The sequence below is a fragment of the Mesorhizobium sp. PL10 genome (assembly GCF_053714315.1).
Window position 1 is genome coordinate 1 of record NZ_JBSKBR010000021.1, and the last position, 23,157, is coordinate 23,157.

Annotated in this window: 23 protein-coding genes; 15 read left to right on the forward strand and 8 right to left on the reverse strand. The window is 61.4% G+C overall.

Annotation, left to right across the window (positions count from 1 at the left end; all coding sequences use genetic code 11):
• Positions 1-233 precede the first annotated feature (233 nt).
• On the forward strand, positions 234-1,973 hold the full coding sequence (locus tag ACWGTO_RS26125) for a relaxase/mobilization nuclease domain-containing protein (RefSeq protein ID WP_454577680.1): 1,740 nt from the start codon (positions 234-236) through the stop codon (positions 1,971-1,973).
• 14 nt (positions 1,974-1,987) lie between these two features.
• Here the strand turns inward: ACWGTO_RS26125 and nadC are convergent, their stop codons facing one another.
• The 4 genes from nadC to ACWGTO_RS26145 all read right to left on the reverse strand — a co-directional run bounded on the left by nadC (position 1,988) and on the right by ACWGTO_RS26145 (position 6,368).
• Positions 1,988-2,845, reverse strand: coding sequence for a carboxylating nicotinate-nucleotide diphosphorylase (nadC, locus tag ACWGTO_RS26130; protein WP_454577681.1), 858 nt, complete (start codon positions 2,843-2,845; stop codon positions 1,988-1,990).
• Complete coding sequence (locus tag ACWGTO_RS26135) at positions 2,842-4,383, reverse strand: L-aspartate oxidase (protein WP_454577682.1); 1,542 nt, start codon at positions 4,381-4,383, stop codon at positions 2,842-2,844. The genes nadC and ACWGTO_RS26135 overlap by 4 nt, the downstream gene beginning before the upstream one ends.
• Positions 4,380-5,354, reverse strand: coding sequence for a quinolinate synthase NadA (nadA, locus tag ACWGTO_RS26140; protein WP_454577683.1), 975 nt, complete (start codon positions 5,352-5,354; stop codon positions 4,380-4,382). Before nadA ends, ACWGTO_RS26135 begins: the two co-directional genes overlap by 4 nt.
• A gap of 66 nt (positions 5,355-5,420) precedes the next feature.
• Complete coding sequence (locus ACWGTO_RS26145; protein WP_454577744.1) at positions 5,421-6,368, reverse strand: NUDIX hydrolase; 948 nt, start codon at positions 6,366-6,368, stop codon at positions 5,421-5,423.
• A 185-nt stretch (positions 6,369-6,553) separates the two neighbouring features.
• Between ACWGTO_RS26145 and ACWGTO_RS26150 the strand changes: the two genes are divergently transcribed.
• The 13 genes from ACWGTO_RS26150 (at position 6,554) to ACWGTO_RS26210 (ending at position 18,988) form a co-directional block, all read left to right on the forward strand.
• Positions 6,554-8,551 (forward strand): conjugal transfer protein TraG, encoded by a 1,998-nt coding sequence (locus tag ACWGTO_RS26150; RefSeq protein ID WP_454577745.1) that lies wholly within the window; start codon positions 6,554-6,556, stop codon positions 8,549-8,551.
• On the forward strand, positions 8,548-8,994 hold the full coding sequence (locus ACWGTO_RS26155) for a CopG family transcriptional regulator (protein ID WP_454577684.1): 447 nt from the start codon (positions 8,548-8,550) through the stop codon (positions 8,992-8,994). Before ACWGTO_RS26150 ends, ACWGTO_RS26155 begins: the two co-directional genes overlap by 4 nt.
• A 211-nt stretch (positions 8,995-9,205) precedes the next feature.
• On the forward strand, positions 9,206-10,204 hold the full coding sequence (trbB, locus tag ACWGTO_RS26160) for a P-type conjugative transfer ATPase TrbB (protein ID WP_454577746.1): 999 nt from the start codon (positions 9,206-9,208) through the stop codon (positions 10,202-10,204).
• Between the two features lie 52 nt (positions 10,205-10,256).
• Positions 10,257-10,517, forward strand: coding sequence for a TrbC/VirB2 family protein (locus tag ACWGTO_RS26165; protein WP_454577685.1), 261 nt, complete (start codon positions 10,257-10,259; stop codon positions 10,515-10,517).
• Complete coding sequence (locus ACWGTO_RS26170) at positions 10,517-10,780, forward strand: VirB3 family type IV secretion system protein (RefSeq protein ID WP_454577686.1); 264 nt, start codon at positions 10,517-10,519, stop codon at positions 10,778-10,780. Before ACWGTO_RS26165 ends, ACWGTO_RS26170 begins: the two co-directional genes overlap by 1 nt.
• 14 nt (positions 10,781-10,794) lie before the next feature.
• A complete protein-coding gene (gene trbE, locus ACWGTO_RS26175; protein WP_454577687.1) occupies positions 10,795-13,344 on the forward strand; it encodes a conjugal transfer protein TrbE in 2,550 nt (849 codons plus the stop codon).
• Entirely contained in the window at positions 13,341-14,090 is a 750-nt protein-coding gene (gene trbJ, locus ACWGTO_RS26180) for a P-type conjugative transfer protein TrbJ (protein WP_454577688.1), read from the forward strand. The genes trbE and trbJ overlap by 4 nt, the downstream gene beginning before the upstream one ends.
• A 10-nt stretch (positions 14,091-14,100) precedes the next feature.
• Positions 14,101-14,427, forward strand: coding sequence for a putative entry exclusion protein TrbK-alt (gene trbK-alt / locus ACWGTO_RS26185; protein WP_454577689.1), 327 nt, complete (start codon positions 14,101-14,103; stop codon positions 14,425-14,427).
• Positions 14,424-15,812 carry a P-type conjugative transfer protein TrbL gene (gene trbL / locus ACWGTO_RS26190; protein WP_454577690.1) on the forward strand — a complete coding sequence of 463 codons (1,389 nt, stop codon included), beginning with the start codon at positions 14,424-14,426 and terminating at the stop codon, positions 15,810-15,812. The genes trbK-alt and trbL overlap by 4 nt, the downstream gene beginning before the upstream one ends.
• Entirely contained in the window at positions 15,809-16,498 is a 690-nt protein-coding gene (gene trbF, locus ACWGTO_RS26195) for a conjugal transfer protein TrbF (RefSeq protein WP_454577691.1), read from the forward strand. The genes trbL and trbF overlap by 4 nt, the downstream gene beginning before the upstream one ends.
• Before the next feature lie 59 nt (positions 16,499-16,557).
• Positions 16,558-17,553, forward strand: coding sequence for a P-type conjugative transfer protein TrbG (gene trbG, locus ACWGTO_RS26200; RefSeq protein WP_454577692.1), 996 nt, complete (start codon positions 16,558-16,560; stop codon positions 17,551-17,553).
• The gene (locus ACWGTO_RS26205) at positions 17,550-18,764 is read left to right on the forward strand and encodes a TrbI/VirB10 family protein (RefSeq protein WP_454577693.1); all 1,215 of its coding nucleotides are present in this window, start codon (positions 17,550-17,552) and stop codon (positions 18,762-18,764) included. Before trbG ends, ACWGTO_RS26205 begins: the two co-directional genes overlap by 4 nt.
• Positions 18,761-18,988, forward strand: a complete 228-nt coding sequence (locus ACWGTO_RS26210; protein ID WP_454577694.1) for a DUF2274 domain-containing protein — start codon at positions 18,761-18,763, stop codon at positions 18,986-18,988. The genes ACWGTO_RS26205 and ACWGTO_RS26210 overlap by 4 nt, the downstream gene beginning before the upstream one ends.
• A 25-nt stretch (positions 18,989-19,013) precedes the next feature.
• Here the strand turns inward: ACWGTO_RS26210 and ACWGTO_RS26215 are convergent, their stop codons facing one another.
• From ACWGTO_RS26215 to ACWGTO_RS26230, 4 genes are all read right to left on the reverse strand, one after another.
• Positions 19,014-19,433, reverse strand: coding sequence for a LysR family transcriptional regulator (locus tag ACWGTO_RS26215; RefSeq protein ID WP_454577695.1), 420 nt, complete (start codon positions 19,431-19,433; stop codon positions 19,014-19,016).
• 26 nt (positions 19,434-19,459) lie between these two features.
• On the reverse strand, positions 19,460-20,065 hold the full coding sequence (locus ACWGTO_RS26220; RefSeq protein ID WP_454577747.1) for an acyl-homoserine-lactone synthase: 606 nt from the start codon (positions 20,063-20,065) through the stop codon (positions 19,460-19,462).
• 73 nt (positions 20,066-20,138) lie between these two features.
• Positions 20,139-20,888, reverse strand: coding sequence for a helix-turn-helix transcriptional regulator (locus ACWGTO_RS26225; RefSeq protein WP_454577696.1), 750 nt, complete (start codon positions 20,886-20,888; stop codon positions 20,139-20,141).
• A gap of 398 nt (positions 20,889-21,286) precedes the next feature.
• Complete coding sequence (locus ACWGTO_RS26230; protein WP_454577697.1) at positions 21,287-22,033, reverse strand: SDR family oxidoreductase; 747 nt, start codon at positions 22,031-22,033, stop codon at positions 21,287-21,289.
• Positions 22,034-22,320: 287 nt separating this feature from the next.
• Between ACWGTO_RS26230 and ACWGTO_RS26235 the strand changes: the two genes are divergently transcribed.
• On the forward strand, positions 22,321-23,142 hold the full coding sequence (locus ACWGTO_RS26235) for a GntR family transcriptional regulator (RefSeq protein ID WP_454577698.1): 822 nt from the start codon (positions 22,321-22,323) through the stop codon (positions 23,140-23,142).
• Positions 23,143-23,157 lie beyond the last annotated feature (15 nt).

Below are 23,157 nucleotides of genomic sequence, written 5' to 3' on the forward strand. Positions count from 1 at the left end.
AGGAGCCCGACATGTCGCGCGAATGCACTACTCAATCTGGGTGCAGAGACCGGACGCTTACCGACCGAAGAGGGATGGCAAGATAAAAGGCCGCGATGTGCGGCTCGGTCGGGCGGTTGTTTTGATTGGCCTTTTTGCAATTTTCTGCACCTCGCGGGCAATGTCCGCACCTCGCGCGAGGCGACTTTCTGCAATCATTTCAATCGAGATCGCACCTCGCGGGCCAAGTGCCAGTGAGCCGCGACGAGGATTTTCGGGTCCGGCCTGGTCGCATTCGATCGCGACAGAGCCAGCGTGCAAGGCCGTTCGTGGCCCAGGCCCTGGCCGCCGCGCAGAAAGCCGGCGGTCGCATCTCACGCAACGGCAAGATCACAGCAGGTCGAGGCTCGCACTTCGGGCGAGGACGTGTGGCGAGCATCCGCGCCAATCGCTTCATCGGCAGCCACTCCCGATCCTGCACAGTCAAGGCGCTTGTCGTTCGACACAGGGGACGGAACGGCCCGCTTGTCCGGCACCTCAACTATCTGCGCCGCGAAGGTGTGACCCGTGACGGTGAGAGGGCGCGTATGTTCGGTCCAGAAACCGACAATACCGAGGTCAAGGAGTTTGCCGGACGGTGCGAGGGCGACCGACATCATTTCCGTTTCATCGTATCTCCTGAGGACGCCGTCGACATGGCTGATATGAGAGGGTTCACGCGCGATTTGATGAGCCAGGCTGAAAAGGATTTCGGCACGAAACTTGATTGGCTAGCGATCGGCCATTGGAACACCGACAATCCCCATATCCATATCATTCTTCGCGGCCGCGCCGACGATGACAAAGACCTCGTCATCTCCCGGGATTACATCAAGGAAGGCATGCGCGGTCGCGCACAAGATCTGATTACCCAGGAGCTCGGCCCGCGCAACGATCTCGACATTCGACGCGCGCTCGATCGGCAGATAGATGCCGAACGCTGGACGCAGCTCGACCGCCAACTCGTACGTGACACCAACAGCCAGGGCATCATCGTTGTCGCGCCCGCGCCAGACCGAACTCCCGACGAACACTTGAGCCAGAAGGTCGGTCGCCTGCGCAAGCTGGAAACCCTTGGGCTCGCGCGCCCAGTTGGACCCGGCCAATGGGCGATCGCCGAGGAAGCCGAAGTCACATTGCGTGCCCTGGGCGAGCGAGGCGACATCATCAAGCGCATGCACCGCAGTCTCGCTAATCATCGCCTCGATCGAGGGGCTGCGGACTTCGTTCTGGCGGGTGAAGCGGCTAACAAGCCGGTCATTGGGCGCCTGTTGGAGCGCGGCCTGGATGATGAGTTGCGGGGCTCTGCGTACGCGACTGTCGACGGTATCGATGGACGTGCTCATCACATTCGCTTCGACGATCTCGACGCCACCGGCGATTCAGAACCAGGCTCGATCGTTGAACTGCGCCGCTACGAAGATGCGAAAGGCCGTGGTCGTGTCGCGCTTGCCGTCCGTTCTGACGTCACCATCGACGACCAGATCCACGCCGGGGGAGCGACCTGGCTCGATCGCCAACTCGTTGCGCCCCTGCCGGCCAAGGTGGGCGAGGGCGGTTTTGGCGCGGACGTCAGCAAGGCGTTGCAATCGCGTATCGACCATCTCGTTGATATGGGACTTGCACAGCGTCTGGGGCAGAGGGTCATATTCGACCGGAACCTCCTCGCGACGCTACGGCAGCGCGAGCTCGAGACGGTTCGCGAGAAACTCGCGGCCGAGTTGAACCTGCCGTTTCAGGAGTCAGCGGCAGGAGATCAGATCACCGGTTCCTATCGCAAGCGGTTCACGCTCGCTTCCGGTCGTTTTGCAATGGTCGATGACGGGCTGGGTTTCAGGCTCGTTCCGTGGTCGCCTTCGCTCGAAAAGCAATTGGGCAAGCATGTCTCTGGGGCAACTCGTCCCGACGGTAGCGTGGACTGGTCCTTCGGCAAGAAGCGTGGACTGGGGCTGTGACTGACGTCTACCTATTAGATCGGCTGGTAGTCGAGACCGATATCGAGGATTGGCGCACTGTGGGTGAGCCAGCCGATGGAGATCAGGTCAACCCCGGTCGCGGCGATGGCCGGCGCCGTCGCGGGTGTGATCCTGCCCGACGCCTCGGTGATCGCCCGGCCGCCGACCATGGCCACTGCCTGGCGTAACTCGTCAACCGACATGTTGTCGAGCAGGACGGCGTCGGGGGCGAGGGCCAGGGCTTCATCCAACTGGGCCAGCATGTCGATCTCGACTTCGATCTTGACGAGATGGCCAACGCTGCTTCGTGCCCGCTCGATGGCGGGACGGATTCCGCCGGCGATGGCAATGTGGTTGTCCTTGATCAGGATCGCGTCGTCGAGGCCGAAGCGGTGATTGGAGCCCCCACCGGCGCGCACGGCGTATTTCTCGACCGCCCGCAATCCAGGCGTCGTCTTGCGCGTGCAGACGATCTTCGCTTTGTGGGCGCGGATCGCCGCGACGACCGATGCCGTCACGGTCGCGATGCCACTCAGGTGACAGAGAAAATTGAGCGCCGACCGTTCCGCGGTGAGGATAGCCCGCGCCGGGCCGCAGACAGAGGCAATGGTCTCGCCTTGCGCGACGTCGCTGCCGTCGGCGCGATGCACCGTCATATCGACATTCTGGTCGATCAGCCTGAAGGCGAGTATCGCCAGATCGAGCCCGGCGACAGTTCCGGCCTGGCGCGCCGAAAGCACCGTCGTCGCATGACGGTCCTTCGGCACGATGGCATCCGTGGTCAGGTCGCCGGCCCTGCCGAGGTCTTCGAGAAGAGCGGCCCGTACCAAAGGCTCGAGCATGATTGCGGGAAGTGGCGAAAGGTTCGTCATGTGACGCTTTCCAGCGCTGGCGAGTGTGCGATTTCCCGCGCTGCCGCCAAGGCGGCCTCAAGGGTGATTTCGGAGCGACGGGCGGCGGACGCATGGTGTGGAAAATCCGTGCGGAAATGCGCGCCGCGGCTTTCCCGGCGCAGCAAGGCGGCAATCGTGATCATCAGCCCGACAATGGCGGGATCTGACGCCGCGCCGTGCTGCTGCACCAGCGGCAACAGTGCGCTCGCAGTCTCCTTCAGCCCTTCGCCATCCCGCATCACGCCGAGCGCGCGCGACAGGAGAGGGCGCACAGGCGCTGGATCAGGCGCGGGCAGGTTGGTCGCCATCGCTCGCTTTCCACCGCCCTCAGGTGACCCGGCCACGCTTTCAGCGACCCAGCGCGCGCAGACGACGGCCTCGGTCAGCGAGTTGCTGGCCAGCCGGTTGGCGCCGTGCAGTCCTGTCGAGGCGACTTCTCCGCAAGCCCAGAGTCCCGAAACCGAGGTTCGCCCGGCCGTGTCTACGGCCACACCGCCCATATGGTAATGCTGTGCGGGGCGGATCGGAATGAGGTCACGCGCCGGATCGATGCCAATGCCGCGACAGGCCGCCGCAATCGTCAGGAAATGCTGCGCGAATGCCGCGCCTGGCTTTTCACATACGTCGAGGAAGACGCGATGGCCGTCGCCAAGATGTCGCCAGACGGCGCGCGCGACGATGTCGCGCGGCGCGAGCTCCGCACCGGGCATGCCATCGAGAAAACGCCGCCCCGTCTCGTCGACGATCTTTGCGCCTTCGCCGCGAACCGCCTCGCTGATCAGCGGCATCGGACGGCCAGGCCCGTCAAGCGCGGTTGGGTGGAACTGGATGAACTCGAGGTCGGCAAGGGTTGCACCGGCGCATGCCGCAAGCGCCAGACCTTGTCCGCAACTGCCCAATGGATTTGTCGTGTCGTGGAACAGGCCGCCGATCCCGCCGGTGGCGAGAACGACCCGTCCCGTGGCGAAGAACACCGGCTCTGTCGAAGAACTTGCCAGCACGCCGGTGACCCTGCCGTCTTCCATAGCCAACCGCCGGGCTTCGACGCCCTCGACGACCATTATGGACGGCGTGGACCGCACGGTGGCGACAAGCGCGCGCATGACTTCCCGGCCGCTGCCGTCACCTCCGGCATGAACGATACGCCGGCGGCCATGCGCGGCTTCCAGTCCAAGACGCAGCGCTCCGTCAGGTGACCGATCGAAGCTAACCCCAAGACGCGCCAGATCCTCGATCGCGGCGGGCGCCGCGTACAGGATGCACCTTGCGGCTTCCGCATCGCACAGGCCATCGCCGGCGGCCAGCGTATCGGCAAGATGGAGCGCAGGGTCGTCATCGTCGCCCAGGCTGGCGGCAAGCCCACCTTGCGCCCACGCGCTCGAAGCATCGGCCCCTAGCTGCGATCGCGACAGGAGAAGCACCGGCTCGGGCGCCAGATGGAGTGCGGTCATCAGCCCGGCGATGCCGCCGCCGATGATGACGGGCCGGCCGTCGAAATCGCGCACGTCCACGTTCATATCGCCAGCATCCGCTCGACTGCCAGCCGCGCGCGTCCGGCGATCTCAGGCTCGATGGTCACGACATGGCGGTTCTGCTCCAGCGCTGTCCAGATGTTGGCGACCGTTATCCGTTTCATGTGCGGGCAGAGATTGCAGGGCCGAATGAACTCGATTTCGGGATGCTCGACCGCGACATTGTCGCTCATCGAGCACTCCGTCATCAGTACGACGCGCGGCGGCTTTTTCTTTCCGACATAGTCGGACATGGCTGCCGTCGAGCCGGAGAAATCGGCCTCTGCCACCACTTCGGGCGGACATTCGGGATGCGCAAGCACCGTCACGCCGGGATGATCCTCGCGCAACTGGCGGATGTCGGCGGGCGTGAAGCGCTCATGCACCTCGCAATGGCCCTTCCAGGCGATGATCTCGACGTCGGTCTGGGCGGCGATGTTCTGCGCAAGATATTCGTCCGGCAGCATGATCACCTTGGAAACACCGAGGGACTCGACCACGGCTTTCGCATTGCCCGAGGTGCAGCAGATGTCCGACTCGGCCTTAACGGCGGCAGAAGTGTTGACGTAGGTGACGATGGGCACGCCCGGATAGTATTGCCGAAGCAGGCGTATATCCTTTGGTGTAATCGAATCCGCCAGCGAACAGCCCGCCCGCAGATCGGGAATGAGCACCGTCTTTTGCGGGTTGAGCAGCTTCGCCGTCTCGGCCATGAAATGCACGCCAGCCAGCACGATGACATCCGCTTCGACCGTCATCGCCTTGCGAGCGAGCGCCAGGCTGTCACCGACGATATCGGCGACGCAGTGGAAGACCTCAGGCGTCTGATAGTTGTGCGCCAGGATGACGGCGTTTCGCTGCCGCTTCAGGTCAAGAATGGCGTCGATGTCGTCGGCGAACGCCGGCCATTCGATGGCCGGAATGACGCGTCGCACCCGGTCATAGAGTCCGGAACTGGGTGTCTGATTATGCGCCATCACCATCCTACATATGCTCCATATGAGTATATATAGGGCATATGCTTATACTGAGCATAAGAAAAGTCAAGCACGTGAGAGCGGCAATTTTGTCCCTGCAACGGCGCGCTCCGCCAGCACCCCGTGCCGGAAGCGAAACAGCTGGGCCGGCCGGCCACCGGTCTCGGTGGTCATCGTGCCGGTCTCTTCGACCAGTTCCTGCTGCTCGACCAATCGCCGGAAATTCTGCTTGTGCACGAGCCGACCTGCCAGCGCCTCGACGCTGCGCTGCAGCTGAAGCAGCGTGAAAGTAGGCGGCATCAATTCGAAGACGACGGGACGGTATTTGATCTTGGCGCGCAGCCTGGCGATGCCTGTGGCCATGATACGGCGGTGATCCGCCGCCATGGCCGAGCCGAAGACCGACAGGGTGAGGTTCTTTGCCGGGTCGCGACGCGCTTCCTCGACAAGCGCCGCCTCGTAAAGCAGTTCGTAGCGCTGCAGCACCAGCTCTTCGTTCCAGCCATGGCTATCGAGGCCGAAGGCAACCGCCGTTCGCTGCTGGCGCTCACTGCGCATCGGACTGTTGTCGGCGGCTTCCGCCCAGGCGTTCAGTCGGGGGACGATCACCTCCGGCAACGCAGACGGAACGCCGTCGCGATGATCTTCCCACGGAAAATAGTCGTACCAGTTGCGCCAGGTCGCTTTGTCGGTGGGCTCTGCCTGTCCCTCGCGTGCCAGAGCGAGGTAACTGATCGAAATCACTCTCTGCGTTTCATCGTCCGCCCGGTCGCGGTCGGCGAACGTATAGAGTTGTTCGATGTAGCCAAGCGGGTGTCGCGTCTGCTGTTCGACCCAGCTTCTGAGGCCGGACTGCAGCGAACGGTGCCCAAGCTCGAATGGACCGGAGGGCAGAGCCTTGCCGTTTTGAATGGTCATGACGCGTGGTTGGCCGCTGGTCACCGCCACCAACACCGCAATCAGTTCCGCGGCAAGGGAATGTCGCTGATCGCGTTTCTCGGGCTGCTTCAAAATGTTTTCCGTTCCACTCGCCGACCGCCAGCCAAGGTAACCGCGACGCGCCTGCGAATCCCGCTTCGCAGATGGCAAGTCTTTTCACGTCTCGACATGACAAGCTGCCGTGATGACGCCTTTTCCTATTGCGCTAGGCTTCTTCGAACACTGTTTATTCGTTCCCGATTTCTGAATCGAGAACAATGATGCCAGCGACTAAGATATTGTGGGGGCAGACCCTTGCTGTTTTGGCTATCGTGCTCGTGGCCATATGGGGTGCGACGCAGTGGACCGCCTGGCGGCTTGGTTTCCAGGAGCAGCTTGGCTCGCCCTGGTTCGAACTGTTGGGTCATGCCGTTTATCCACCACCCGCATTTTTCTGGTGGTGGTTTTTCTACGACGCCTATGCGCCAGAGATTTTCATCGAGGGCGCACTGGTCGCGGCTAGCGGCAGCTTCATGGCGATCATTGTCGCCATCGGATTGTCTGTGTGGCGGGCACGGGAAGCCAAATACGCGGCTACCTACGGCTCGGCTCGCTGGGCGGCCCGAAAAGAAATCGAGACCGAGGGCCTGCTTAATCCAGATGGTGTTGTGCTCGGCAAACTTGATCGAGACTATCTTCGCCACGACGGTCCAGAGCATGTGCTGTGCTTCGCGCCGACGCGAAGCGGCAAGGGCGTTGGCCTCGTCGTGCCGTCGCTGCTGACCTGGCCGGGGAGCGCGATCGTTCACGACATCAAGGGCGAGAATTGGGAACTCACGGCTGGGTGGCGTGCGCGCTTCGGCCGCGTGCTGCTGTTCGATCCAACCAATGCCGCGTCGGCCGCCTATAACCCACTGCTCGAAGTGCGACGCGGCGAATGGGAAGTGCGCGACGTGCAGAACGTCGCCGACGTACTGGTCGATCCCGAAGGTTCGCTCGAGCGACGAAACCATTGGGAGAAGACCAGTCACGCGCTGCTGGTCGGCGCGATCCTGCATGTTCTCTACGCTGAGAAGGACAAAACGCTCGCCGGCGTTGCCAATTTTCTTTCCGATCCGCAGCGGCCGATCGAGACGACGCTGCGCACCATGATGCTCACGAAACATCTGGGCGACGCCGGTTCACATCCGGTCGTGGCGTCGGCAGCACGGGAACTGCTCAACAAGTCGGAGAATGAACGCTCAGGCGTGCTGTCCACAGCGATGAGCTTCTTGGGACTCTATCGTGACCCGGTCGTGGCTAAGGTGACGGCGAAGTGCGACTGGCGCATCGCCGACCTGGTGGAAAACGCGCGTCCGACCACGCTCTATCTCGTCGTGCCGCCATCGGACATCAGCCGCACGAAGCCGCTGATCCGTCTGGTCCTCAATCAGATTGGTCGTAGGCTTACCGAGGATCTCCACGCTAAAGAGCGACGGCATCGGCTTTTGATGATGCTCGACGAGTTCCCGGCTCTCGGCCGTCTCGACTTTTTCGAGTCTGCACTCGCCTTCATGGCCGGCTACGGCATCAAGAGCTTTCTCATCGCCCAGTCGCTCAACCAGATCGAGAAGGCCTATGGGCCGAACAATTCCATCCTCGACAACTGCCATGTGCGCGTGAGCTTCGCGACCAATGACGAGCGCACCGCCAAACGCGTCTCGGACTCCCTCGGCACTGCCACCGAAATGCGAGCCATGAAGAACTACGCCGGGCATCGCCTCTCGCCCTGGCTCGGGCATCTGATGGTGTCGCGGCAGGAGACGGCCCGGGCCCTGATGACACCCGGCGAGATCATGCAACTGCCGCCTACTGATGCCATCGTCATGGTGTCCGGCCTATTCCCGATCCGCGCGAAGAAGGCACGGTACTTTTCCGATCCACGTCTTGCCGAGCGAGTCCTGTCGCCACCGAAATTTGGAACTAGCGAAGGAATGTCGCGCCCTGATGACTGGAGCAGATTGTCGGATGTCTCCGTGCCTGCGAGGCCGTTGCAGCCGGCGCATGCTGCGGATTCGCAACAGGACAGCGACGCTGACAACAGCGGCATCCGTCGGCAGCCTGAACTGCCCGAGCATGAGGATATCGCGCCGGAGCGAATTGTGGCGCATCAGGACGAATTCGACCTCGACCGGGACGATACGGACGATGATGCGGCGCGGCGTCGCACAATTGACCAGACCATGCGTCGCACCGCGCGACAGGCCGCACTCGATCCCAAAGATGGAATCGAGCTTTGAACACCATGAAGAAGAAGCGGCGACTCTCGGCCTATCTCGATCCGGGCACGATGAACGTGCTCGCCGACTATGCCGCGAAGCGCGATGTCTCGCTGTCCCTGATTGCCGAGGCCGCCATCGCTTCATTCTTGTCCCCGGATGCCGAGGAGCGAAAAGAGGCCGCAATCACGCGAAGGCTCGACCAAATCGACCGCCGCGTTCAGCGCGTCGAGCGCGATGTAGGCATCTCCATCGAGACACTGGCTCTCTTCGTGCGCTTCTGGCTCACATCCACCCCGGCCCTGCCAGACTCAGCTCAGCCCGAAGCGCGCGCAAAAGGTGTCCAGCGCTATGATGGATTCGTCGATGCACTCGGCCGTCGATTGAGCAAAGGACCAAAGCTCAGGCAGGAGATCGCCGAGGAAATTCCTGCAGCTGATCCCGATGAACCCTCCGCAAAATAGACTGCGGAGCCGCGCCCGCGAGATCGCCACACCGCATTTCGCAAGTCGCTGCACGTCGCTGCCTTATCACCCGTTTTGCTTGTTGCAAGGCACCCTTTCCTGCCTCTTCTAATCATCCCCGTCAGCGGCGCGAACCAACTCGCCGCCAGGATTGGGGATCATCGTGGCAATCAGTCATCACGGCAGCGAAGCGATCTCACGAGGTGCGCGCATGCTGCGCACCGCGCTTGGTCCAGCCATCGCCGCCTTCCTTGAAGATCCGGCAATCGTCGAGGTGATGTTGAACCCCGACGGACGGCTTTGGGTCGACCGGCTGAAGGAAGGTCTATCCGCCACCGGGCAAGTTCTGACACCTGCCGATGGCGAGCGCATCGTTCGCCTGGTCGCACACCATGTCGGTGCCGAAGTGCATGCCGGATCTCCTCGCGTTTCGGCAGAGCTGCCCGAGACGGGTGAACGGTTCGAGGGCTTGTTGCCGCCTGTTGTCACTGCGCCGACTTTCGCTATCCGCAAGCCCGCCGTCGCCGTGTTCACGCTCGAAAATTACGTCGCCACCGGCATCATGACGGAAGCCCAAGCCAATGTGCTGCGGCTCGCCGTCGAACGGCGAAAGAACGTGCTGGTCGCCGGCGGCACCTCGACCGGCAAGACCACGCTCGTCAACGCGTTGCTGGCCGAGATCGCGAAAACGTCAGACCGCGTCGTGTTGATCGAGGATACGCGAGAACTGCAATGTTCCGCGCCCAATCTGGTGGCACTTCGGACAAAGGACGGCGTCGCCTCGCTCTCCGATCTGGTCAAGTCCTCGCTGCGGCTTCGCCCTGACCGCATCCCAATCGGCGAGGTGCGTGGCGCGGAAGCGCTCGATCTCCTGAAAGCGTGGGGCACCGGGCATCCGGGCGGCATTGGCACGATCCACGCGAGCTCCGGGCTTGGGGCGCTACGTCGGCTTGAACAGCTCGTGCAAGAAGCCGTCGTCACCGTTCCGCGCGCCATGATTGCCGAGACGATCGATCTCGTCGCCGTGCTTGCCGGCCGCGGTTCGGCCCGTCGCCTCGTCGAGATCGCGCTCGTTGACGGGCTTGATCCTACCACCGGCGACTACCGCATCCTCGAAGCCAAAATCGAGGCCAGCCCAAAACCGAATCCGCAGTCCTCCATGGAGTCTCAGAATGAATCCGATCCCCTTCATTTCATCGTCTATCCGTAGAATTGGTGCGGTCCTTCTGCCGGCCGCCGCTACTGTTGCGGCTGCGGTCACGATGATCGTGCCCGCCCATGCGGCCGGTTCTTCCATGCCCTGGGAGGAGCCGCTTCAGCAGATCCTGGAATCGATCGAGGGACCGGTTGCCAAGATCGTGGCGGTGATCATCATCATCGTCACTGGCCTGTCGCTCGCCTTCGGCGACACCTCGGGCGGCTTTCGCCGGCTGATCCAGATCGTGTTCGGACTGTCGATCGCCTTCGCGGCGAGTTCGTTCTTTCTGTCCTTCTTCTCGTTCGGCGGTGGAGCGCTGATCTGATGGAGGACGAAATCCGCGGCTTCTTCGCACCGGTTCACAGGGCGCTGACCGAACCGATCCTGCTCGGCGGCGCGCCGCGCGCGGTCGCCATTGCCAATGGCACGCTCGCCGGTGCGGTCGGCCTTGGTCTGCGCCTGTGGGTCGCCGGCATCGCGATCTGGGCGATCGGCCACTTGGCTGCCGTCTGGGCGGCTAAACGTGATGCGCAATTCGTCGACGTGGTTCGCCGGCACCTTCGCTATCCCCCGCATTTCGACTGCTGAGAGGCCTTTTTCCTATGATGAACCTCACTGAGTATCGCAAACGCTCATCCAGTCTTGCCGACTATCTGCCTTGGGCGGCATTGGTGGCGTCGGGGGCAGTCCTCAACAAAGACGGCTCGTTCCAACGAACGGCCCGTTTTCGTGGCCCCGATCTCGACAGTGCCACATCGGCCGAACTTGTCGGCACAACCGCACGGCTAAACAGCGCGCTGCGCCGTCTCGGCTCTGGCTGGGCAATCTTCGTCGAAGCCGCTCGAATTTCGGCGCAGCACTATCCGGAAGGTCATTTCCCCGACAGCGCTTCAGCACTGGTCGATCTCGAACGCCGTGAACAGTTCGAGGGCGAGGCCGACCAGGGATCGCTCCTTTGGGGCAATCACCAGCCGCGCGGTGAACTGTTCGAGAGCAGCTATTTTCTGACCTTCGTCTGGCTGCCGCCGGCCGAGGAAGCATCTCGGCTGGAAAGCTGGCTCTATGAGGGCCGGGAAAAGAGCGGCGTTGATTCTTGGGAACTCCTGAAGAGTTTTGTCGACCGCACCGACCGCGTGCTCAACCTGATTGAGGGGTTTGTTCCCGAAGTCGACTGGCTCGATGACACCGAGACGCTGACCTATCTGCATTCGACGATTTCGACCAAGCGCCATCGCGTGCGTGTTCCCGAGACACCAATGCATCTCGATGCACTGCTAGTCGATCAGCCTCTCGCCGGCGGGCTGGAGCCGCGTTTGGGCGATTTCCATCTGCGTACGCTCACCATCATCGGCTTCCCGACCACGACCTTTCCGGGGATCCTCGATGAACTCAACCGTCTTGCTTTCCCCTACCGCTGGTCGACGCGGGCAATCATGCTCGACAAGACTGACGCCACCCGCCTGCTGACAAAAATCCGCCGCCATTGGTTCGCTAAGCGGAAGTCCGTTGCCGCGATCCTCAAGGAGGTCATCACCAACGAGACGTCCGTCCTCGTCGATCCGGACGCCGCCAACAAGGCGGCCGACGCCGACGTTGCACTCCAGGATCTCGGCTCCGACCAGATCAGTGAAGCCTATACAACCGCGACTGTGACGGTGTGGGACGCCGATCCGTCGATCGCGGACGAAAAACTGCGGCTGGTGGAAAAGATCATCCAGTCCCGCGACTTCACCTGCATCATCGAAGGGGTCAACGCTGTCGAGGCCTGGCTCGGCAGCATTCCTGGCCACGTCTATGCCAACGTCCGTCAGCCGCCGCTGTCGACCTTGAATCTCGCCCACATGATCCCGCTCTCGGCGGTCTGGGCAGGACCGGCAACTGACGAGCATTTTGGTGCAGCACCTCTGTTCTTCGCCAGGACGGAAGGTGCGACGCCGTTCCGGTTCAGCTTGCACGTTGGTGATGTCGGCCACACCCTCGTGGTCGGCCCCACGGGTGCCGGCAAGTCCGTCCTGCTGGCGCTGATGGCGCTGCAGTTTCGGCGCTATGAGAATAACCAAATCTTTGCCTTCGATTTCGGCGGCTCGATCCGCGCGGCAGTGCACGCCATGGGTGGCGACTGGCACAATCTCGGCGGCAATGCGTCAAGCGGACAGAGCCACGACGACCCACTTGCTCTGCTCACCCTGGCGGATCTGTCCGACGATATCGATGCTGTTTCGCTGCAGCCTCTGGCCGGCATTCATCGCACACCCGAACGCGCCTGGGCAGCCGACTGGCTTGTCGATGTTCTCCTTCGCGAAGGCGTTCCTATCACGCCCGAGGTCAGGGAATATCTATGGTCGGCGCTCACCTCGCTGGCCTCTGCGCCGGTTCAGGAGCGAACCCTCACCGGCCTGTCGGTGCTGTTGCAATCCTCCCAGCTGAAGCAGGCGTTGCGGCCCTATTGCATTGACGGCCCCTACGGCCGGCTGCTTGACGCCGAGTGCGAACGTCTCGGCGAGGCCTCCGTTCAGGCTTTTGAGACCGAAGGCCTGATCGGCACGGGTGCCGCTCAGGCCGTGCTTGCCTATCTCTTCCATCGCATCGAACAGCGGATGGACGGACGGCCGACGCTGCTGATCATCGACGAGGGGTGGCTGGCACTCGACGATGGCGGTTTTGCCGATCAACTTCGCGAATGGCTGAAAACCCTTCGCAAGAAGAATGCTTCCGTCATTTTCGCCACGCAGTCCCTCTCCGACATCGACGGCAGCAAAATAGCGCCGGCGATTGTCGAGAGCTGCCCGACGCGGCTGTTCCTGCCGAACGAGCGCGCCATCGAGCCGCAGATCACGGATATCTATCGACGCTTTGGATTGAACGATCGCCAGATCGAGATCGTCGCCCGCGCGACGCCGAGGCGCGATTACTACTGCCAGTCGCGGCGCGGCAATCGGTTGTTTGAGCTCAGTCTTGGTCCGATCGCGCTCGCTCTTTGCGCGGCATCATCGAAGACCGATCAAGCTGCGATCGCACGCGTCATCGCCGAGACCGGCCGAGAACGCTTTCTCGAAGCCTGGCTCGCCAATCGCGGCCTCTCCTGGGCGGCCGATCTCGTTCCCCACCTCACCAATGTCATCGAGCGACCCACAGAGGAGATTCCGTCATGAATTCAGTGCGCCAGTTTCTTCGCCTTCGTCATATGGCAGCGTCAAGCGTCATCGCTATCGGCGTCACGCTGTCGTCCGGTCCTGCATCTGCGTTCATCGTCTTCGATCCCAGAAATTATGCGGAGAACGTACTCTCGGCTGCTCGCGCGCTGGAGCAGATTCAGAACCAGATCACCTCGCTTCAGAACGAGGCGCAGATGCTGATCAACCAGGCGAAGAACCTCACCTCGCTGCCGACTTCGCTGCTTGGCCAGATCGAGGGCAATTTCTCTGAGATGAAGAGCCTGCTCGGCGAGGCCGACAGGCTCGCCTATAGCGTCCAGGACATCGAAAGCCAGTTCAAGTCGACCTATGAGAATTTCGGCTCGGATCTCTCCAGCCAGCAGCTCGTCGATGGCGCGCGCGAACGCTGGCAGACCTCGGTTTCTTCATTCGAGCATTCGTTGAAGGCTGGAGCTGTCGCCGTCGACAATATCGAAGGGACGCGGGAGCAGACGAGTTCGGCGGTCGACGCCAGCCAGTCGGCGGTCGGTATCCTGCAGGCGACGCAAGCCGGCAACCAGCTTCTCGCCGTTCAGGCAAGGCAGGTCGCAGATCTCACCGCAATGATGGCCGCGCAAGGGCGAGCCGCCGCACTCGAGCAGGCGCGAAAAGCCGCAGCGCAGGAACAAGCCCAAGAGCAGTTCAGCCGCTTCATGGCGGGCAGCGGCTACAGCCCGTCCTCGGTTCGCATGTTTCACAACTGAGATTTCTCCGATGGACGTGAAGACATCCGCCCGACTGATCGGGGTGACGGCGCTCGCGATAGCGGTCGCCGTCACCATCATCTCGCGCAACGACGACAAATACAGCTCACCGCCAATCCTGCGCCCGGCCGATCCCGATGGCGGTCCGCTTGTCCACGAACTCATGCGGTGCCGCACGCTTGGCGAACAGGCTACCCACGATATCGCCTGCAAGGTGGCCTGGGAAGAAAGTCGCCGCCGCTTCTTCATGCCCGATCGCCGCGACAAACCCGCTTGGCCGGCAGATGAGCGTTTCGGTCGAATCGACCGCTCGCTCGGCGAGGACAAGACGCCATGAATGACACCGGGGTCATCGACCGCTTTTTAGAAACCTTCACCCGCTACATCGATTCCGGATTTGGCCTGCTTGGCGGCGAGGTTGCCTTTCTCACCTCGACCCTGATCGTCATCGACATCACGCTCGCCGGCCTGTTCTGGGCCTGGGGCGCGGACGAGGATGTACTGCACAGGCTTGTGAAGAAGACGCTCTACATCGGCTTCTTCGCCTTCATAATCGGCAACTTCAATCGTCTGGCCGGTATCGTCTTCGAGAGCTTTTCCGGCCTCGGCTTGAAGGCGGGGGGATCAGCACTTTCCGGTTCCGCGCTGCTGCAGCCCGGGCGCGTTGCGCAGGTCGGCATAGACGCCGGCAATCCGATCCTCGAAGCCGCCAGCCAGTTGATGGGCTACGTCTCCTTCTTCGAGAATTTTGTCCAGATTGCCGTTCTGATGATCGCCTGGGCGATTGTGCTGATCGCCTTCTTTATTCTGGCCGTCCAGATCTTCGTCACGCTGATCGAGTTCAAACTGACGACGCTCGCCGGTTTCGTGTTGCTCCCCTTCGCGCTGTTCAACCGAACCGCCTTCCTCGCGGAAAAAGTGCTCGGCAACATCGTTGCGTCCGGCGTGAAGATCCTCGTGCTCGCGGTCATAGTTGGAATCGGCTCGGGGCTCTTTGGCGAATTCACGCAAGGATTCGGCGCGGAACAACCCACCATCACCGATGCGCTCTCGCTTGTGCTTGGAGCTCTGTCGCTGATGGGTCTCTCGATCTTCGGTCCGGGCATCGCAACCGGCCTGGTCTCCGGCGCGCCGCAACTTGGCGCGGGTGCCGCCGTCGGCACAGGCCTCGCCGCCGGCGGCCTTGGCGCTGCCGGTTACGTGGCGGCGCGTGCCGGCCTGGGCGGGGCGGCAAGCGCAGTCGGTGCTGGAGGCCGCATGTCGGCTGCTTCCGCGCGTGGGGGTGCGCATCTGGCGGGAAGCATGTCGACCGCGTACGGGCTCGCCGCCGCAACGTCAGGAGAGAGCGGGGCGGGCGCCGTCGCCGCCGGTCTCGGCGGTGTCGCACGGGCCGGAGCGGGCGCGGCCGTTCAGCCTGTCAGGCAGGCCATGTCGCGTGCTGCGGCGGCGCTATCGGGCAGTAATCAATCCGGTCGCTCTGCCGCGTGGAGTGCAACCGGAGGACAGTCACCGGTTGGCAGCACCGGCGAAGCCGCAAACGATCCATCTTTTGCACGACGACCTTCCGTATCCCCTTCCGGCGCGGCACCGGAATGGGCCAGCCGGGTGAAACGCGGCCAGACCATGAGCCATGGCGCGAGCGTGGCCGCGCATTCCGTCCGCTCCGGCGATCATGGCGGCGGCTCGATGAATGTTTCTCTCAATCAGGACGACCGCCAATGAACCCTTTCAAACGACCTTCCGTCCGCTATGGCAAGACACCCCAGCCGGAGACGCCTTACCAACGTGCCGCGCAGGCCTGGGATGAGCGCATCGGCTCAGCCCGTGTGCAGGCGAAAAACTGGCGGTTGATGGCGTTCGGTTCGCTTGTGCTTGCCGCTGGTTTCGCAGCCGCATTGGTCTGGCAGTCGGCGCGGGGTTCAGTGGTTCCCTGGGTTGTGCAGGTCGACAAGTTCGGCGAGGCGCAGGTGGTCGCTTCCGCCGTTGCCGATTATCGGCCGACCGATCCGCAGATCGCATGGCATCTCGCCCGCTTCATCGAACAGGTAAGAAGCATTCCGGACGATCCAGTCATTGTCCGCCAGAACTGGTTGCGCGCTTATGACTACACGACCGACCGCGGCGCCATTTCCCTGAACGACTATGCCCGATTGAACGACCCCTTTGCCAAGGTCGGCAAAATCCAGATCGCGACTGATGTCTCCAGCGTCATCCGTGCCTCGCCGGACTCGTTTCGAGTCGCCTGGACTGAACGGCGGTACGAGAATGGCAGCCAGGCCAGTACCGAGCGCTGGACCGCCATCCTCACCATCGTGATTCAACAACCTCGTGATGCCGACCGGCTGAAGGCCAATCCACTCGGTGTCTACGTCAACGCCATCAACTGGTCGAAGGAGCTTTCACAATGAGTACGGCACGAACACGGAAGACGACCAGAAAGACTGCGCGGCGCATAACGACGATACGTATGTTTGCTGTGGCGCTGCTATCGGCGACAACGCTCGCCGGCTGTGCCTCGAAGAAATACATTCCGCCGGAGATCAACTATGACGACGCGACGCCTGCCGTGCCGAAGGTCGATCCACCCGGTGCGGTGAAGGTGGTGGAGCTTCCAAAGCCCCTTCCCCTTCCCGGACAACTAAAGCCAGTCGTGAGCGGGAAGGCGATGGCGGAATCAGCTGATCCAAAACAACGTATCGCGAGCGCAAACGAAGCTGCGAGAATGCAGCCCGTCCGCGACGGCTTCATCAACGCGATCCAGCTTTATCCCTGGAGCGAGGGCGCGCTCTACCAGATCTATGCCGCGCCTGGCCAGGTCACCGACATTGCGCTGCAGCCGGGCGAGCAATTGGTAGGTTCCGGCCCAGTCGCTGCCGGCGACACCGTGCGCTGGATCATCGGCGATACGCAAAGTGGGGCAGGGGAGCGGCTGCAGGTCCACATTCTCGTCAAACCGACGCGTCCCGATCTCCAGACCAATCTCGTCATTAACAGCGACCGGCGTACCTATCATCTCGAACTGCGCTCGACCGAAAAGACCTACATGGCCTCCGTCTCGTGGCAGTATCCGCAGGACGAGTTGATCGCGCTGCGGCGGCAGAACTCGCAAGCTTACGCCGCGCAGCCGGTCGCCTCAGGCGTCGACATCCAGAAACTCAACTTCCGCTACCGCATTGAAGGTGACGCCGCTCCCTGGAAGCCGCTGCGTGCTTTCGATGACGGTGCAAAGGTCTATGTCGAGTTTCCGTCGGGCATCGGCCAGGGCGAAATGCCGCCGCTCTTCGTCATCGGCCCCTCGGGCGGATCCGAACTGGTCAACTATCGCGCCCGTCAAAACTACTATGTCGTCGACCGGCTGTTCGCCGCAGCTGAACTCAGGCTTGGCGACAAGAGCAGCGAGAAGCGCGTCCGGATCGTTCGCGCCGACGGCAAGCCTCAACGCAGCGCGGGGCTGTTTCGATGAGCGGCGCCGTCGGTTCACCAAGCCCGGATATCGGGGCGGACCTGCGCCTTCGGCCCGAACCTACCAGGGTGACGCGACTGTCGCGCAAGGTGCTGATCGGCTTTGGCGGCGTCGCCAGTATTGCGATCCTCGGTACACTGATCTGGGCACTCGATACGAGACGGCGCGGCAATGAGGAGCCGTCTGAACTCTTCACAACGGAAAACCGCGCGACTGCCGACGGACTGCAGGGCCTGCCAAAGGACTATTCGGGCGTCCCGAAACTCGGTCCTGCTTTGCCCGGCGATCTCGGACGACCAATCCTGCGCGCGCAAGAGCGCGGACAGGAGATCCAGGTGCCGGACATCCATGCACCGCGCGCCGATCCGGAAGAGCAACGTCGCTTGGCCGAGGTCGAGGCCGCGCGCATCGCGAAGCTCTTTACTGACACCAACGCACAGGCAAATCCCGCGCGAAAGGGTGTTGGCGCAGCAGATCCCGCCGCGGAAGCCATGTCCGGATTAGCACCGCAGGCCGAAACGCCGGCGCTCGATCCGGGCGCACCTCAAAACATGCAGGACCGCAAACTCGCCTTCGTCAGTGCAGCGCCGGATCGCCGCACCGTCAGTCCCGATCGTCTCGCCGAAAAAGCGTCGCCCTACATCGTTCAGGCCGGAACGATTATTCCGGCGGCCCTCATCACTGGGATCCGTTCCGATTTGCCCGGTCAGATCACCGCCCAAGTCACCGAGAGTGTCTATGACAGCCCGGCAGGATCGTACCTCCTGATCCCCCAAGGTGCGAGACTGATTGGTCAGTACGACAGTGAGGTCGCCTTCGGCCAGTCACGCGTGCTTCTGGTCTGGAACCGGCTCATCATGCCAGATGGCACCTCGACCGTGCTGGAGCGCCAGCAGGGCGCGGACGCCGAAGGATTTGCCGGGCTTGAGGATGACGTCGACCATCACTGGGGCCAGATGTTTCGGGCCGCAGCACTCTCGACCCTGCTCGGCGTTGGGACGTCGCTTGGGTCCAGCGACAACGAAAGTGACATCGCCAAGGCAATTCGCGAAAGCGCTCAGGATTCGGCCTCCAATATCGGTCAGCAGATCGTGCGCAATCAGCTCAACGTCCAGCCAACGCTGACCATCCGGCCAGGTTTTCCTGTTCGTGTCATCGTCAATCGCGACCTCGTTCTGGCGCCGTACGGCGCGACGAAAGCTCCATCATGACGAAACTTAAACTCTCGGCAATTCCCGACGATCGGCCGGTCAAGTTCACGATTGAACTGCCGGCGGCTGTCCACCGCGATCTTATCGCCTATGCCGATGTGCTCGGACGCGAGACTGGTCAGGCAGTTGCAGATCCTGCAAAATTGGTCGCTCCGATGCTGGCCCGGTTCATGGCGACGGACCGCGCATTCGGCCGAGCGCGGCGCGACCCAAAACGTACCTGACAATGCGCTATCCGCTACCGGGGGCTCAGGTCGAATGTCGTTTCCGCTGAGACGCGATGAAAGCCACCACGTCGGGATTGTCGTCCATGAATGCGACGACAGCATCAAGAAGCTGACAACTCCAAATGGGCGCCGCCAAACCGATCGGTGGCCGGCCAATCTTCCCCAGTCCCGCTGCCTCAAGCGACGCAAGCGTATCGTCGAGATCCTTCAGGATGCGGCGTATGTTGGCCAGGAACCATTCGCCGCCAACTGTGGTCTTGACCCCGCTTGGATGGCGCTGGAATAAAGTCACGCCCAATGTCAGTTCCAAATCCTTGATGCGTCGGCTGAGTGCGGAATGATGAATTCTTAATTGTCGAGATGCGCCGAGGAAGCTGCCTTCCTCGGCGATGACAAGCGCGCAATGGAGAGTGATTAACTGGACAGAGCGGAACATCGCCATGCTTCATGCGAAGATGATATAGTCGATCACGTTATCGACGACATGTTGCGGCTCGCGTTCCGCGTTTCGCGAAGCCTTTGGAGCGTGCGTTTATCGAAGCTTGCTGTGACGGCAACGGTCTCTTCGCCGCCGATGATTTTCGGCAAACCCAGCGGTGTCACCCTGAAATGCAATTGAACCAGGCGCAGCAGCCAAAGCGGGTTCATTTCGATGATGATCGTGTCGATGCCGCTGCCCAAGCCCCACTCAACGATGCCGGACAAAAGCGCATTCGCGACAGGACTGAGCATGCGTCCCCGTTCGCGAAATTGCGGTTCGACGCAGTAGCGCGTCCATTCCCAGATGTTTGCGCCAGCCGGCCGCTCGCCTTCGCAAAGATCCGCCAGGACCTCCGACAAAAGGTGGGGTCGCGTCGAAGGCAGCATCCGTTGGTAGCCGACAACGCGGTTCTCGACGGAAATGAGCATATGGACGGCATGCGTATCATCGAAGCGGTCTATCTCACGGCCGTCTTCGCGCCGTAGATCCGTCCAGCCCTTTTCTTCGACAAACACCTTGTGGCGAAGACGAAATGCCTGGTCCAACTCTGCCTGATACTCTTCTGCATTCTGCGCCGTAACGATAAGAACCATCTCGGTTGTCTCCAGTTTCGAGGTCAACCAATGGTCGTTTCCGGAAGGAGGCGGCATCACGTAATTGCGTGAGTTAGGCAATCAAACCGTGGCGAAAAGCTTCCGCGACAGCATGTACGGTGTTTGCTACTCCGAGCCTCTCCCGCGCCGATCGCAGATGAGTATCTGCCGTATTGCGACTGATGCTGAGGCGATCAGCGATTTCGTCCACCGTGAAGCCTTCAGAAGCCCAGCGCAGAACGTCCCTTTGTCGTGGAGAAAGGTGCACCGGTTTCGAATGCCATTTTCCAGCCGCGAGAGTAACCGCGCAGCCGAAAGCGCAGGCGGCAACGAATTGAAAGGCGAGACGGTCGTGAGGGTCGGGATCCAGCTTTTCACCGGCGACGGAAAAGCCAACCGCCTGTCGTTCCAATGTCGCGAACGGTATTGTGAAGCCTTCGCACAATTTGAACTCGGTTGCTTCGTCCATGACCCGCCGACCGACAGGACCCACCCCGCACATCTCACCTATTTCGCTCCAGCGGAAGGGGCTGCTACCACGACTAACAAGCTGGATGGTTGGATCACGATAGAGGTAGCCGTTTGAGAAATAGCGCTCCGACCATTGTTCTGGCCAAGCGTCGAGCAGGACATGCGAAAGCTGCTCGCGCCTTAAGGCACGAGGTGGGGGAATTGGTCCTGCCAGCAAGTTCGTAGCGCCAAATCGTTCGGCGTAACAAAGCAGGTGACGACATATTTCTTGTTGGGTTGAACTCCGCCGAATTTTACACATAAATTCAAGCGTATCATCAAGACATCTGCGCCAAATTGCAGTTTCTTTCATCGCTGTTAGTTGTCATCTCTGCGAGACTGGAGCGGCAACTGTCGGTCCAGGCGCCCTCCGGCCGCTCTCCTTTCCCAACAGACCCGTGGACGCTCTCATCGGACAATCACTCCGGCCACCGTCTCGCTCCGCAGGGATGACGCCAGCCCACGTGGGCAGGTTCCAGGTACGTGCTCCTCCTGTTGTTAAAACGCCAAAGGGGCGGAAATGACGCCAACGGGTATGACCAGGGTGACGGACGCTTTGCTGCCAAGCGACCGGACGCGGTGCGTCAGAGCCGTTTGAATCCTAGATGCATGCCCAATCCCGAGACGGAACAACGAGTAGCCACTCCAGCACATTGAGAAATTTGGGCGGCCGAGGCCGCCCACTTCTCGGGCTATAGAGCAGTGCAGAGTTTAAACGCCTGGCTTGAGGTTGTTTGAATTCGGCATCGGCTTCATAAACTGCGGCACCGGAGACGCCTCACCGATATAAACTCGAGCAGGGCGTGTGACGATGAACGCTACGTAGTCTGCCACGTCCTCGGGAAGGAGCAGCTTCGAATGATCATCGATATGGTTTTCGGCTCGCTGCTGGGTGTCGACCGCACCTGGGCAGAGTGCGGTGGCCTTGACGCCGAACTCAACTCCCTCGGCATCGGTCGTCTGGGTGAAGCCAAGCATGCCAAATTTTGACGCCGCGTAGGCACCGAACTTAGCCGATGCCACCTTGCCAGCGCGCGAAACAATATTGACGATGTGGCCGCTTTTTCTCTCGCACATATGCTGGAAGAAGGCCTGGGTGCAAAGGAATGTGCCCTTGAGATTGATCGCCATCATCCAATCCCAGTCTTCTTCCTTGATATTGGGAATAGCGTTGTGAATCGCCACACCGGCGTTGTTTACGAGAATGTCCACCGCATCGAAGCGCTCGAATGCGGCCTGGGCCAATGCCGTGACCTGAGCTTTATGCTGGATGTCGGTCTGGACAGCCAGCGCCTCGCGACCGATCGCACGGACTTCGGCTGCGACTGCCTCGATCTGGTCTATTTCGGGCGCCGCGAGAACGATGTTAGCGCCTTCCCTGGCCAGGGCATGGGCGGTAGCACGCCCGATCCCACGGCCAGCGCCAGTGATGACGGCAGTTTTGCCTTCCAATTTCATGAAAGATCACCTTTAACGTTGAGATCCCTGTCCCGGGCATAGTAGCCCAGATGGGATCGTTGGGGTTGGTCGTTGAGCATCACCTGGAACAGCGACACCTTCTGCGAACGGCACCAGCGAAATTGAATGGGCATTTCTATGGTGATTGGTATATACCAATCTGTCAAGTGCTTTGCGGCTGAATGGAACACATGATGGTTCGTGAAATCCGATTAATTCGGATCCTTCAACAACCGGGCAACTATTGACGTTTCGCGGTATCCGCGACGCTTGAGGAAGGAAGGCTTATGGCAGCCAAGGACAACGCCGTCGACAACGTTCCGATATACGTGCGGGTCCAGAAAGATCTGCTCAGGCTCATTCATGACGGAGAGGTTGCGCGGGGCGGGCGCTTCCCCTCGGAGCGGGAGCTTTCGGTCCGGTTTGGCGCTAGCCGCATGACGATGCGCAAAGCCGTCGACCGTCTCGTCGAAGCGGGAGCCCTCGAACGACGAGGGACCAGCGGGACCTATGTCCCGGACCGACTGTTCGACAGGCCATTGAGCGATCACACCTTCTATAGTCTCTCTGATGTCGTGGAGAACGCTGGGCACACTCCGGGTTCAAAACTGCTTTTCTTCGAGCGTAAGGAAGCGGATGAATTTATCGCGTCCAAGCTTGGGCTGTCGCCAGGCGATCCGGTCATCTCGATAGAGCGTTTGCGAACGGTTGACGGCGTTCCTGTGTGCCTCGAACTTACCCATTTCCCGGCGCTCCTTGTCCCCGGATTGTCAGCGAGCGACGTAATTGAAAACAAATCCCTCTACAGGCTTTTCCGGGACAACTATCAGTTGGAACTGAACAACGATGTCAGGGTTATCAGCATACACTACGCAACGAAGAGTGAGGCCGAACTCCTCGACCTACGACCTGGCGCTCCGGTGTTGAATTTCGAAGGGTTGGCGGTCACCGGTGACGGCCAGCCATTCGAGTATCTGCGCTCTTTGAATAACCCAGACCGCGTGAGTCTCACGATCAATCCATCGCGAGAGAAACAAGGTCCCAAGCAGAGCAACGCGATCGGCTGGACGCTGCGCGGCCAGGGCGTGATTGCTGGATCACCAATCTAGTATTGTGAGGCAGTG

Excerpts from the sequence above, each read along its gene's own strand:
- ACWGTO_RS26170 (WP_454577686.1), top strand. The coding sequence starts at position 10,517 with ATGGAGGACGAAATCCGCGGCTTCTTCGCACCGGTTCACAGGGCGCTG.
- trbB (WP_454577746.1), top strand. The coding sequence starts at position 9,206 with ATGCTGCGCACCGCGCTTGGTCCAGCCATCGCCGCCTTCCTTGAAGAT.
- trbK-alt (WP_454577689.1), top strand. The coding sequence starts at position 14,101 with ATGGACGTGAAGACATCCGCCCGACTGATCGGGGTGACGGCGCTCGCG.
- trbG (WP_454577692.1), top strand. The coding sequence starts at position 16,558 with ATGTTTGCTGTGGCGCTGCTATCGGCGACAACGCTCGCCGGCTGTGCC.
- ACWGTO_RS26230 (WP_454577697.1), bottom strand. The coding sequence starts at position 22,033 with ATGAAATTGGAAGGCAAAACTGCCGTCATCACTGGCGCTGGCCGTGGG.
- ACWGTO_RS26220 (WP_454577747.1), bottom strand. The coding sequence starts at position 20,065 with ATGGTTCTTATCGTTACGGCGCAGAATGCAGAAGAGTATCAGGCAGAG.
- ACWGTO_RS26205 (WP_454577693.1), top strand. The coding sequence starts at position 17,550 with ATGAGCGGCGCCGTCGGTTCACCAAGCCCGGATATCGGGGCGGACCTG.
- ACWGTO_RS26215 (WP_454577695.1), bottom strand. The coding sequence starts at position 19,433 with ATGGCGATGTTCCGCTCTGTCCAGTTAATCACTCTCCATTGCGCGCTT.
- trbE (WP_454577687.1), top strand. The coding sequence starts at position 10,795 with ATGATGAACCTCACTGAGTATCGCAAACGCTCATCCAGTCTTGCCGAC.
- ACWGTO_RS26210 (WP_454577694.1), top strand. The coding sequence starts at position 18,761 with ATGACGAAACTTAAACTCTCGGCAATTCCCGACGATCGGCCGGTCAAG.
- ACWGTO_RS26135 (WP_454577682.1), bottom strand. The coding sequence starts at position 4,383 with ATGAACGTGGACGTGCGCGATTTCGACGGCCGGCCCGTCATCATCGGC.
- trbL (WP_454577690.1), top strand. The coding sequence starts at position 14,424 with ATGAATGACACCGGGGTCATCGACCGCTTTTTAGAAACCTTCACCCGC.
- ACWGTO_RS26225 (WP_454577696.1), bottom strand. The coding sequence starts at position 20,888 with ATGAAAGAAACTGCAATTTGGCGCAGATGTCTTGATGATACGCTTGAA.
- ACWGTO_RS26235 (WP_454577698.1), top strand. The coding sequence starts at position 22,321 with ATGGCAGCCAAGGACAACGCCGTCGACAACGTTCCGATATACGTGCGG.
- ACWGTO_RS26150 (WP_454577745.1), top strand. The coding sequence starts at position 6,554 with ATGCCAGCGACTAAGATATTGTGGGGGCAGACCCTTGCTGTTTTGGCT.
- trbF (WP_454577691.1), top strand. The coding sequence starts at position 15,809 with ATGAACCCTTTCAAACGACCTTCCGTCCGCTATGGCAAGACACCCCAG.
- ACWGTO_RS26165 (WP_454577685.1), top strand. The coding sequence starts at position 10,257 with ATGATCGTGCCCGCCCATGCGGCCGGTTCTTCCATGCCCTGGGAGGAG.
- nadA (WP_454577683.1), bottom strand. The coding sequence starts at position 5,354 with ATGGCGCATAATCAGACACCCAGTTCCGGACTCTATGACCGGGTGCGA.
- nadC (WP_454577681.1), bottom strand. The coding sequence starts at position 2,845 with ATGACGAACCTTTCGCCACTTCCCGCAATCATGCTCGAGCCTTTGGTA.
- trbJ (WP_454577688.1), top strand. The coding sequence starts at position 13,341 with ATGAATTCAGTGCGCCAGTTTCTTCGCCTTCGTCATATGGCAGCGTCA.